This is a genomic window from Caballeronia sp. LZ001 (assembly GCF_031450875.1).
Lineage (GTDB): Bacteria > Pseudomonadota > Gammaproteobacteria > Burkholderiales > Burkholderiaceae > Caballeronia.
The window spans coordinates 1076799-1088404 of record NZ_JARTVX010000003.1 but is presented as its reverse complement, the minus strand read 5'-3'; the positions used below and the strand labels follow the sequence as shown (position 1 = coordinate 1088404).

The 11606-nt window shown below is 59.6% G+C and carries 11 protein-coding genes and 2 pseudogenes; 10 read left to right on the top strand and 3 right to left on the bottom strand.

What is annotated here, in order from left to right; translation table 11 throughout:
- Window positions 1-4: 4 nt before the first annotated feature.
- The 6 genes and pseudogenes from P9292_RS09460 to P9292_RS09435 form a co-directional block, all read left to right on the top strand.
- The gene (locus P9292_RS09460) at window positions 5-754 is read left to right on the top strand and encodes an SDR family oxidoreductase (protein ID WP_309958670.1); all 750 of its coding nucleotides are present in this window, start codon (window positions 5-7) and stop codon (window positions 752-754) included.
- 32 nt (window positions 755-786) lie between these two features.
- Window positions 787-1824, top strand: a complete 1038-nt coding sequence (locus tag P9292_RS09455; protein WP_250469350.1) for an NAD(P)-dependent alcohol dehydrogenase — start codon at window positions 787-789, stop codon at window positions 1822-1824.
- Between the two features lie 32 nt (window positions 1825-1856).
- Complete coding sequence (locus tag P9292_RS09450) at window positions 1857-2930, top strand: alcohol dehydrogenase catalytic domain-containing protein (RefSeq protein WP_250469351.1); 1074 nt, start codon at window positions 1857-1859, stop codon at window positions 2928-2930.
- 105 nt (window positions 2931-3035) lie between these two features.
- Entirely contained in the window at window positions 3036-3824 is a 789-nt protein-coding gene (locus P9292_RS09445) for an aspartyl/asparaginyl beta-hydroxylase domain-containing protein (protein ID WP_309958669.1), read from the top strand.
- A 321-nt stretch (window positions 3825-4145) separates the two neighbouring features.
- Window positions 4146-4601, top strand: a complete 456-nt coding sequence (locus P9292_RS09440; RefSeq protein WP_244830799.1) for a (2Fe-2S)-binding protein — start codon at window positions 4146-4148, stop codon at window positions 4599-4601.
- Between the two features lies 1 nt (window position 4602).
- Window positions 4603-6297: pseudogene (locus P9292_RS09435) on the top strand (molybdopterin cofactor-binding domain-containing protein); the annotation flags it as partial.
- A 78-nt stretch (window positions 6298-6375) separates the two neighbouring features.
- On the opposite strand, the pseudogene P9292_RS43145 reads toward P9292_RS09435, so the two are convergent.
- Window positions 6376-6426, bottom strand: a pseudogene (locus P9292_RS43145) (hypothetical protein); the annotation flags it as partial.
- Between P9292_RS43145 and P9292_RS43140 the strand changes: the two are divergent.
- Together P9292_RS43140 and P9292_RS09430 are read left to right on the top strand one after the other, a co-directional pair.
- A complete protein-coding gene (locus tag P9292_RS43140; protein ID WP_409015149.1) occupies window positions 6421-6837 on the top strand; it encodes a molybdopterin cofactor-binding domain-containing protein in 417 nt (138 codons plus the stop codon). The pseudogene P9292_RS43145 and the gene P9292_RS43140 overlap by 6 nt on opposite strands.
- Window positions 6838-6848: 11 nt before the next feature.
- Window positions 6849-8138, top strand: a complete 1290-nt coding sequence (locus P9292_RS09430; protein ID WP_309958667.1) for a cytochrome c — start codon at window positions 6849-6851, stop codon at window positions 8136-8138.
- Between the two features lie 6 nt (window positions 8139-8144).
- On the opposite strand, the gene P9292_RS09425 is transcribed toward P9292_RS09430, so the two are convergent.
- Window positions 8145-8414 carry a DUF1488 family protein gene (locus tag P9292_RS09425; protein ID WP_244830795.1) on the bottom strand — a complete coding sequence of 90 codons (270 nt, stop codon included), beginning with the start codon at window positions 8412-8414 and terminating at the stop codon, window positions 8145-8147.
- Window positions 8415-8892: 478 nt separating this feature from the next.
- Here P9292_RS09425 and P9292_RS09420 point away from each other — a divergent pair, with 478 nt between their 5' ends.
- A complete protein-coding gene (locus P9292_RS09420) occupies window positions 8893-9333 on the top strand; it encodes a DUF3331 domain-containing protein (protein WP_250469359.1) in 441 nt (146 codons plus the stop codon).
- A 229-nt stretch (window positions 9334-9562) separates the two neighbouring features.
- A complete protein-coding gene (locus tag P9292_RS09415) occupies window positions 9563-10114 on the top strand; it encodes an H-NS histone family protein (protein WP_309958666.1) in 552 nt (183 codons plus the stop codon).
- A 26-nt stretch (window positions 10115-10140) separates the two neighbouring features.
- Here P9292_RS09415 and P9292_RS09410 read toward each other — a convergent pair whose 3' ends face one another.
- Window positions 10141-11601 (bottom strand): amidase, encoded by a 1461-nt coding sequence (locus P9292_RS09410; RefSeq protein WP_309958665.1) that lies wholly within the window; start codon window positions 11599-11601, stop codon window positions 10141-10143.
- Window positions 11602-11606 lie beyond the last annotated feature (5 nt).

Here is an 11606-nt window from a genome sequence, read left to right as displayed (position 1 = left end):
GAACATGACCGACACCATCGACCGTAACCGCGAGTTTGCAGGCAAGACCGTGCTCGTCACCGGCGCGGGCAAGGGCATCGGCCACGCGACCGTGCATCTCCTGATCGAACGCGGCGCGCGGGTCGTTGCCTTGAGCCGCAGCGCTGCCGACCTCGCGCAACTCAAGGAAGAGACCGGCTGCGAAACCATCGCCGTCGATCTCGCAAATGCCGATGCCACCCGCGAAGCCGCGCGCGGCGCGCAACCGGTCGATCTGCTCGTGAACTGCGCGGGCATCGCGCAATTGCAGCCGTTCCTCGAGACGACCGCCGAAGCGTTCGATCTCACCATGAACGTCAACGTGCGCGCCGCGATGATCGTCGCGCAGGAGTGCGCGAAGAGCATGATCGCGCGCAATGTGGGCGGGGCCATCGTCAACGTGTCGAGCTTGTCGGCGACCGTCGGCTTGCCGTTGCATGCGGCGTATTGCGCGTCCAAGGGCGGCCTCGATGCAATGACGCGCGTGATGGCCGTCGAACTCGGACCGCATGGCATCCGCGTCAACGCCGTGAACCCTGTCGTGACGATGACGCCCATGGCCGAGCGAGCCTGGAGCGACCCCGTCAAATCCGGCCCGATGCTCGCGCGCATTCCGCTGAACCGCTTCGTGCAGCCCGTGGAAGTGGCGCGCTCCATCGCCTATCTGCTAAGCGACGATTCCAGCATGGTCAGCGGCGTGAGCCTCGCCATCGACGGCGGCTTTCAGGCGGGCTAGCCAACAATAAACATTTCAAGGAAGGAACGACGATGGAAGCACTGGTTCTCGAAGAAGCACGGCGTATCAGCTTGCGGCCGTTCAGCTTGCCGCAGGTGGTCGGACCGCGCGACGTGCGTATCCGCATTCACACGGTGGGCATTTGCGGCAGCGACATTCACTATTACCAGCATGGCCGCATAGGACCGTTCGTCGTCAATGAGCCGATGGTGCTCGGGCATGAAGCGTCGGGCACGGTCATCGAGGTCGGCGATGAAGTGAGCAATCTCAAGGCGGGCGACCGCGTGTGCATGGAACCCGGCGTGCCGGACATGGAGTCGCGTGCATCGCGTGAAGGGCTTTATAACCTGGACCCCAAGGTGCGCTTCTGGGCCACGCCGCCCGTGCATGGCTGTCTCGCGCCGTTCGTCGTGCATCCCGCGGCCTTCACGTACAAGTTGCCGGACAACGTGAGCTTTGCCGAAGGCGCGATCGTCGAGCCGCTCTCCATCGGCTTGCAGGCCGCGAAGAAAGCCGCGATCAAGCCGGGCGATGTCGCCGTCGTGCTGGGTGCGGGCACCATCGGCATGATGTGCGCGCTGGCGGCGCTCGCAGGTGGATGCAGCCGCGCCATCGTCTGCGATCTCGTGCAGGAGAAGCTCGATCTCATTGGCGCGGTGCAGGGCGTGACGGCCGTGAATATCCGCGAACGCAATGCGAAGGACGTGATCGCCGAACTGACCGACGGCTGGGGCGCGGATATCGTGATCGAGGCGAGCGGTAATGAAAAGGCCTTCGAGGGCATTGTCGATCTGTTGTGTCCCAGTGGCTGCCTCGTGCTGGTCGGCATGCCGCAGCGCGCCATTGCCCTTGATGTGGTCGCCGTGCAGATCAAGGAAGCGCGCATCGAATCCGTATTCCGCTACGCGAATATTTTCCCGCGTGCGATCCAGCTGATCGCATCCGGCAAGCTCGATGTGAAGCCGTTCATCTCGCGCACATTCCCCTTCGCCGATGGTATCAAGGCGTTCGAGGAAGCATCGAGCGGCCTGCCTACGGATGTGAAAGTGCAGATCGTGCTCGAAGAATAACGATCGCCAAAACGATAACCGGAGACACGAACATGACGGATATGACGGCCATTGTGTGCCGCGCGCCGAAGGACTATCGCGTGGAGCGCGTCGCGCGCCCGACGCCGGGCAGAAACGAGATCGTCATTCGCATTGCCGCATGCGGAATCTGCGCGAGCGACTGCAAATGCTGGTCGGGCGCAAAGATGTTCTGGGGCGGCCCGAACCCTTGGGTCAAGGCGCCGGTCATTCCAGGCCATGAATTCTTCGGCTACGTGGAAGAACTGGGCGAGGGGGCGGCCGAGCACTTCGGCGTGAACGAGGGTGACCGCGTGATCGCCGAACAGATCGTGCCGTGCGCGAAGTGCCGCTATTGCAAGTCCGGGCAATACTGGATGTGCGAAGTGCATAACATCTTCGGCTTTCAGCGTGAAGTGGCGGATGGCGGCATGGCCGAATACATGCGCTTCCCGCCGACAGCCATCGTTCACAAGATTCCGGACGGCATCTCGCTCGAAGATGCCGCGATCATCGAACCGCTCGCGTGTGCCATTCATACGGTGAATCGCGGCGATATTCAGCTAAGCGATGTCGTCGTGATCGCAGGCGCGGGACCGCTCGGTTTGATGATGACGCAAGTCGCGCATCTCAAGACGCCCAGGAAGCTGGTCGTGATCGATCTCGTGGATGAGCGGCTGGAACTCGCGCGCGAGTACGGCGCGGATATCACCATCAATCCCAAGAGCGATAACGCGCTCGACATCATCCGCTCGATCACGGACCAATACGGTTGCGATGTCTATATCGAAACCACGGGCGTGCCTGCCGGCGTGTCGCAAGGGCTGGAATTGATTCGCAAGCTTGGACGCTTCGTGGAGTTCTCCGTGTTCGGTGCGGATACGACGGTCGACTGGTCGATCATCGGCGACCGCAAGGAGCTCGACGTGCGCGGCGCGCATCTCGGTCCTTATTGCTATCCCATCGCTATCGACTTGCTGGCGCGCGGGCTCGTGACTTCCAAGGGCATCGTCACGCACGACTTTTCCCTGGAAGAATGGGACGAAGCGATCAAGACCGCCAATTCACTCGACTCAATCAAGGTTTTGCTCAAGCCTAAGAGCGCTTGAAGCAGGTGTTGCAAGCGCGCCGCATTTTCTTAAGCAGGCGTTTTCTTGCTGACATAACCCGTACTAAGATGTAACGGTCAACGACGACGCTCGCCGAGGCCGAATGTGAGACGAAAGGATCTGCTCTATCTTGCGATTCTGGCGCTTCTTCTAAGGTTCTTGCCTGTCCTTGCGCTCTGTTTCCTGGCAAGCGGCTTAGCGGATTTTCAACGCAGCCGCCAGTTCGATGCAGCAAACTGGCGGCGTTATTTTCTTGGCAATGGCCTGCTTACGTGGGTGCTTTCTCCCTTCAATTTGCTGGTCGATCTCATCTGCGAACGGAATCACGGCGTCTACGATCTCTCGCAGTTACCGGCCGCGCATCAAGACGAGATCCGCTCGATCATCGCCGCTTTCAACGACCATCTTCCGCTAGTGAACGCGCGCCTCGGAGGGCAAATGGCAAGCAAGCGCCGCGGCATGTGTTTCGTGCGCTGGTACGGCATGCCTGTCGATAGTTCGCTTGACTTACCGGAATTGGCGCGCGACTTCAAATACGTCAAGACCATCGGCATATCGGTTTTCAATGAGCGGCAGAGTACGTCAGTGCATTACGGACCGCTGCGTCTTACCTTGCGTTGTCTTTACAACCTCCGTCCTATCGACGACGAAAATGTCTTTATCGATGTAGCGGGGCGTCGTCATTATTGGCACGACGATCCGCTATTCATTTTCGACGATACGCTCGTGCATCGGTCGGTCAACGAATCGGATCGCTTGCGGTACTGCATTTTTCTCGATGTCTTGAGGCCTTCGCATTTTGCGCGCGTGCTTGACGTCATGGTCGCGGCGGTGCGTCTTGGCGTCATGTCCATGCGACGTGTGTTCTATGCAAACTGGGAAATGATTCGCTAGCTTGCCAACAGGCGAGAGGGCCGCAAAGCAACTCGCCTTAGCTCTTATCATGCAACTAACTGTCGATCGCGCTTGATCCTTTATGTTGACGCCTTAAAGCAAATGCCTCATTCCTTAAGCCTGCAAAGCAACATGGTGTTAAAGCCGTCTGAGCTAAAGGCGTCGCCATCCATGCTCCTTTTTTAATGCGGCGCTACAATCCGCTTGCCTCGTGCTTAGTCGCCTTGCATTTGAGACGCGATGAATTCAAAGACTGACGGCCGCCCCACGCCTTCAGCCTCATGCGATATCCGATAACCATTAATAAGCCGGAGCCGCCCAATGACCACGCTTTCCATCAACGGCCAGACGCATACCGTCGATGCGCCGCCCGACATGCCCTTGCTTTGGGTGCTGCGCGATCTTGTGGGCCTGACGGGCACCAAGTTCGGCTGTGGCATCGCGCAATGCGGCGCCTGCACCGTTCATCTCGACGGCGTCGCCGTGCGTTCATGCGTGCTGCCTGTGGCGGCTGTCGGTGAGCGCAAGGTGACGACGATCGAAGCCGTCGGCGACACACCCGCTGGCAAGAAGGTGCAGACCGCATGGCGTCAACTGGATGTGGTGCAGTGCGGCTACTGTCAGTCCGGACAAGTCATGTCCGCGACCGCATTGCTCACGACCGTTCCCAATCCGACCGACGACGACATCGACGCCGCGATGGCGGGCAACATCTGCCGCTGCGGGACGTATCACCGCATCCGCGCGGCGATCAAGCAAGCCGCGAAGGAGGCCTGAGATGTCGCAAGGCTTAATCGAGGCGGGACGTCATGCGTCGCGCGGGACATTCTCGCGCCGTGCGTTTCTCAAGTTCGGCGTAACGATAGGCGCGGCTGCCAGCGGCGGCTTATTGATCGGCTTTAGTCTGCCGGCCGCGAGCCAGGATCAGAAGAGCGGCAAGTCCGTTATTGCCGGCGATGGTGTCGAAACGCCGCAAGACGGCGTATTCGCGCCCAACGCCTTCGTGCAGATCGACAAGAACGGCAAGGTCACGCTCATCATGCCAAAGGTCGAGATGGGACAAGGCGTTTATACGGCGCTCCCCATGCTGATCGCCGAAGAGCTAGAAGTGCCGCTCGACAGCGTAGCGATTGCGCATGCGCCGCCCAACGAAAAGCTTTTCATGGACCCGTTGCTGGGCGGTCAGCTCACCGGCGGTTCAACGTCGATTCGTTATGCATGGGAACCGATGCGCAAGGCAGGCGCCGCCGCACGCATGACGCTCATAGCGGCTGCCGCGCAGCAATGGCAATGCGATGCATCGACATGCAGCGCCGCAGGCGGCAAGGTCACGCAGGCATCGAGCGGACGCAGCGCAAGTTATGGCGAACTCGTCGAAGCAGCCGCCAAATTGCCGGTTCCCAAAGACATCAAGCTCAAAGACCCCAAGGACTTCAAGCTGATCGGCACGCCCGCCAAGCGTTTGGATTCTCCCGAAAAAGTGGATGGCACGGCGGTATTCGGTCTCGACGTGCGCTTGCCCGACATGGTCTATGCGGCCATCGTGAACTGCCCGGTGTTCGGCGGCACGCTCGTTTCCGTCGACGACAGTCACGCCAAAAAAATCCCGGGCGTGAAGCAGGTCATCAAGTTCGACAACGGCGTGGCGGTCATCGGCGATCATACGTGGGCCGCCAAACGTGGCGCGGCCGCACTCGTGATCGAATGGAACGAAGGCGCGGGCGCGAACACATCGACGAAACAACTTGTCGATGAAATGGCGAGCGCATCACGACGCTCGGGCGCCGTGGCGCGCAAGGACGGCGATGTCGACAAGGCGTTTGCCAATGCCAAGACGCGTGTCGATGCCGTCTACGTGCAGCCGTTGCTCGCACACGCGACGATGGAGCCGATCAACTGCACGGTGCACGTGCGCGCCGATGGTTGCGATGTCTGGCTAGGCACTCAAGTGCCCACGCGCGTCGTCGATGCAGGCGTCAAAGCCACGGGCTTGCCGCCCGAAAAGATCGTCGTGCATAACCATCTGCTCGGCGGCGGCTTCGGCCGCCGGCTCGAATTCGACATGGCCACGCAAGCGCTCAAGATAGGCAAGCAGCTTGGCGTGCCGGTCAAGGTCACATGGTCGCGCGAGGAAGACATTCAGCACGACATGTTTCGTCCTTGCTATCACGACACGCTGTCGGCCGGTCTCGATGCGAACGGCAAGCCCGTGGCGTGGACGCATCGCATCGTCGGTTCGTCGGTGCTCGCGCGTTTTGCGCCGCCGGCGGTGAAGAATGGCATCGACCCGGATGCGGTGGAAGTCTCCGCCGATCTTCCCTACGATCTGCCGAATCAACTCGTGGACTACGTGCGCCAGGAGCCACGCGAGGTGCCGACCGCATTCTGGCGCGGCGTGGGACCGACGCGTGGCACGTTCGTCGTGGAAAGTTTCATCGACGAACTCGCGGCGCAGGCGAAGATCGATCCCGTGCAGTATCGACGCGATCTGCTCGGCAAGTCGCCGCGCGCGCGCAATGTGCTCGATGTCGCCACGCAGGCGGCGGAATGGGGCAAGCAAACCATGCCGCAAGGTCAGGGGCGCGGCGTGTCGGTCATGCATGCGTTCGGCAGTTACTTCGCAATCGTGGCGGACGTCGCCGTCGATAAAGCCGGCGCGGTGAAGGTCAGTCGAATCGTATGCGCGGTGGATTGCGGCATGGTCGTCAATCCGAATACGGTCGAGGCGCAGGTGCAAGGCGGCATCATTTTCGGCATTACGGCGGTGCTTTATAGCGAGATCACGATCAAGGACGGCCGCGTCGAGCAGAGCAATTTCACCGACTACCGGATACTGCGTATTCACGAAACACCGCCGGTGGAAGTGCATATCGTCAAGAGCAGCGAAGCGCCGGGAGGAATCGGCGAACCGGGCACGGCGGCACTCGCCCCCGCCATCACCAATGCGATTTATGCCGCCACCGGCAAGCGACTGAGGCAATTACCAGTCGGCAACCAGTTGCAAAGCGCTTGACGGAGGCCGACATGAAAAACGTATTCAAGCCTCTCGTGGCTGCCTGTTTTGCAGCGTATGCCGTGACGTCGACACTCGCGCATGCAGCGGATGCATTCGCCGATGCACTCGTCGCACGCGGCGCTTACCTTGCCAAGGCCGGCGACTGCGTGGCCTGCCATTCCGCTCCGCGCGGCAAACCCATGACCGGCGGCTTGCCGATGATGACGCCGTTAGGCGCCATCTATACGACCAATATCACGCCCGACCCCGACACAGGCATTGGCCGCTATACGGAAGAGGATTTTGCTAAAGCCTTGCGCGAGGGCGTTGCCAAGGATGGCCATAATCTTTATCCGGCCATGCCTTATCCGTCTTATGCAAAGATCAACGATGAAGACATGCATGCGCTTTACGCGTATTTCATGCATGGCGTCGCGCCGATCAAGCAGGCTAATCGCGAACCGGACTTCAAATGGCCGCTCACCATGCGCTGGCCGCTCAAGCTTTGGAATATGGTATTTCTCGAGAAGGGCGTGTACCGCGATAAATCCGGCAAGGATGTCGCCTGGAACCGTGGCGCCTATCTCATTCAAGGCCTGGGCCATTGCGGCTCGTGTCATACGCCACGAGGTATCGCGTTCCAGGAAAAAGGACTCGACGAAACGAGCAGCGTCTATTTAAGCGGGGGCTTGCTCGACAACTGGTTTGCATCGAACCTCACCGCCGAACACAACACCGGTCTTGGCCGATGGAGCGAGCAGGATATCGCGACGTTCCTCAAAACCGGCGCGAACGGGCACGCGTCCGCATTCGGCGCAATGACGAGCGTGATCAACAACAGCACGCAAGCCATGAACGACAGCGATGTGGCGGCCATGGCGAGTTATCTGAAGTCGCTGCCGGCAGCGGGCGGTAACGGCAACGCGCCGTATTCGTATGATGCCAAGGCCACGAAGGTGTCCCTGGCGCGTCCAGCTGCATCGGATTCGGGCGCGCGTGTCTACACGGCGTACTGCATGCATTGCCACGGCGTGGACGGTCGTGGTTTTGCGCCGATGCTCGCGCCTTTGGCGGGCAATCCGAACGTGCTGGAAAAGGATGCGTCGTCGCTCATTAACGTGACGCTGAACGGCACTGGCGACCTCGTCATTCAAGGCGTGCCGGCGCCTTATCCCATGCCTCGCTATGCGCCGGTACTGAGCGATCAGCAGATAGCGGACGTACTAACGTTCGTTCGCGGCGCATGGAACAACAACACGCCCGCTGTCAACGTCGAGGACGTCACCAAAATGCGCAAGTCGACGCAGGCGGCGCGTTGAGCCGCGTCAAGTGGAAAAATCGACCACGTCGAGCGTGACCGAACTCGACGGATGAGCAAGGAATTTACGATGAACGCGAGCGCTGATGCGCTCGTAGCCATCGCTTAACGCTTTGAGCAGACGCTCGTCGGTAGCACCGACGGGCGCCCAGAAATATTGCTCCAATGCCTTGCGCGTGATGTTGCACTGAATGGCCTGCTCGCGCGAGAAGGCAACGAAACTGACGGACGCGCGGTCCGCCGAGACGCTGGCATTGACGTTCATCTTGCTTGTCATGATTCGACAGGGTTGTCCGGTTCGCGGTTTTTATTTTGTCAGAATTTCGCCGCTCCGCGCATGCTTCATCGTTCGGCAAACGTGCGCAAGCAGGCAAACGACTTCCTTCATTACGGTGACATGGTAAGCCGCTAAAGTATTCTAAAGGGTTTGCCGAACGTTCGTTCGCTAATGCATTACGCGTTCGCTTTCCCCGCCGCGTCTCAAATGGCGGGCCGGACGGCCCGCACGAGCTACCGACGCTTGTCATTTTCGACAAAAGAATGGAAAGAAAAATAAAAACAATGCATGCTCAGGTGTACTACTCTAGATCGAATGTCCAGAGCAGTGTCTCCACCAAGAGCAGGAGTCGATAACGGTTCGACCTGGCGCGGCTCGCCCCGGTGTCAAAGATGGCGCGTCGTGCATTCCCGAAAGTTCACCAGGCAGCGGTCCGGCTTGCTTCGCGGACGTCTGTTGCCGCCAGCAGGAGCGGAACATGAAGCTTCCATCGACGATGGATCCCTGGAGCCGTACCCTGGCATTGCTCGATAGCCGGTCAAGCCGACGATCGCAGTCTGGCGAGACCCATGGGCTGATGCCGCGTGCCTTCACGCGCGAGCCATCGAACGCATTAGCGCGGGCGGCGGGCGCGGAAAGCGTGAACATTCGCGTGTTGGAGCGCTTGAGCGAATCGACACTGGCGCTTTCATGGCACGATCCCACTTCATTCAATTATTCAGAGCAGGTGTGGGCGCTTTGCACGGCGCGCAAGGGCGGAACGTGCGTGCTAAGCGGGCAGGTGATCAGGCGCGGGCAGCCGGTGTATCGGCCAAGGCGCGTGGGCAGTTCCGTGCCGCTCAATAGCGGCGCGATGATTCTCGCGGGCGCGCTCGTGACGGATGTGCACGAGCCTGCCGAGATGGCGCAGGAAAGCTGAGAAGTCGTCAAGAGGGCGTGTGCAATGCACGCCTCGCCACACCGCTTTTTTGATTGTTTCGCCAACGCCATATTCATCAAGCCACTGCGCCGTGCGCGGTTAAAGCACGTCAAGCGCATCGAACGCAATTAGGCCGAAAGCAATAAAAAGTAATCTTTTGAGCGATTGCCGCTATAACAATGGTATCGCTTTAAGATGTCTCGACGGGTGAGTGTGCGCGTCGAGATTAATGCTTCATTGTTTAAGCCTTTATCAATTCTCGTACGCTCATTCCCTAGACCTATGCAGGATATCAAACGGGGGAAGAATGGTTACATTGGCTCAGTTGGAAACTCAGATTCAAAAATTGCAGCGCCGTGCAGATGCATTGCGTGAACGTAAATCGAGCGAGGTCATCGCAAACATTCGCGCGCTGATGCAGCAATATGGCCTGACTACGGCGGATCTCGACAAGAGCGACAGTTCGCCTGGCGTCAAGAAGCGCGGGCGTCCGGTGGGGTCGAAGAATGCGGCTTCGTCCAGGAAGGCCGTCAAGAAATCGAAGATGCCGCCTAAGTATCGTGACCCCGCGAGCGGTCTGACTTGGAGTGGGCACACGCGTCCACCGGCCTGGATCAAGGATGTAGCAGACCGTAGCGTGTATTTGTTCGACGGCGCATCGAACGGCAAAACGGGCGCGCGTCGTGACAGTCCGGCAGGATCGTCTAAGGCAGCGGGCGCCAAGAGCAAAGCTCGTCCGGCAGGAAAGAAAGCGGCAAGCGTGCAAGAAGCAAACACTTGAAATGCGCTTAGCGCGGTTTAATCCCGCTAAGCAAGCAACGGACTGCGCATGCTGGAATAGCCGCTTGCGCGATCGTAGGCAAGCCCGACTTGCAACACGGCAAGATCCATTTGCGCCGGCCCGATTATTTGTATTCCGGCTGGCAAACCCGCAGGACCGAAACCGGCTGGCGCCGACAACGCGGGTAAGGACGCCATGGTTGCGGGCACCACGGTTTCCATCCATCGGTGATAGGTATCCATTGTTCGTGCGCCTATGGAATGAGGCCAGTTGAGCGTGGCATCGAAGGGGAAGACTTGTGCCGCAGGCAGCACCAGAAAATCATAACTTTCGAATAGCGCGTTCAGCGTTTGATACCACACCGAACGGTCCAGTGCGGCGCAGTAGACGTCTTCTCCCGAAAGACCCAGTCCGCGCTCGATTTCCCATACGGCTTCGGGCTTTAGCAATGCGCGCTTAGCGGCATCGCGATAAAGCGGCGCATTAGCGCCCGCAATGGCGAAGCTGCGTAAATCGATCCACGCTTGCCACAAGCGATTGAAATCGAATTTCAACTCTGCCGCTTCAACCGTGCAACCTGCCGTTTCAAAGTGACGCAAGGCGGCGCTACAGGTATCGAGCAAGGACGTCTCGGTAGGCAGATATCCGTTCAGATCGCCAAGCCAGCCGATTCGCGTGCCACGCATATCGCGCTCCAAGGCACTGGCAAATGCCGCCGGTGAATCGTCGCGGCGCGAGAGTGGGGCGCGCGTATCGAATCCCGCTTGCACCGAAAGCAGGAGGCCGAGTTCGGGGACCGTGCGCGCCATTGGACCGGCGACGCTGAATTGCTGATAGAACACTTCGTCGGCGGGGCCATACGGCACGCATCCCGGTGTACTGCGAAATCCGAACACGTTGTTGAATGCCGCAGGCGTGCGCAGCGAGCCCATCATGTCCGATCCATCGGCCACGGGAAGCATGCGCAACGCGACCGCAACGGCTGCGCCGCCACTGCTTCCGCCAGCCGACCGAGATGGATCGAATGCGTTGCGCGTCAAACCATAAACGGGGTTATAGGTATGTCCGCCAAGGCCGAACTCGGGAGAGTTGGTGCGGCCAATGAAGACCGCGCCTGCGCGACGCGTGCGTTCGAAAATAAACGCATCGGTTCGCGTGATTTGCTTGGCTAAGAGGGGCGAGCCTTTGGTCGTCACCATGCCGGCGACGGGCAAAATGTCCTTGGGCGCTTGAGGAAAACCATGCAACACGCCAAGACTTCCGTCACGCGCCAACTGCGTGTCGCGCTCGCTTGCGAGCTTTAGAAGACTCTCGCGATCCTGCATCGAGACAATCGCGTTGACTTGCGGGTTGAGGCCATCCACTTGCGCCAGATACGCGTTCATCACTTCGACGCAAGATACTTCTCGTGCATGGATAGCTTGGGATAGCGCAATGGCGTCGAGTGCAACGATATCGTTGGTGGGCAAGGAAGCAAGCCTGGTCATATGCG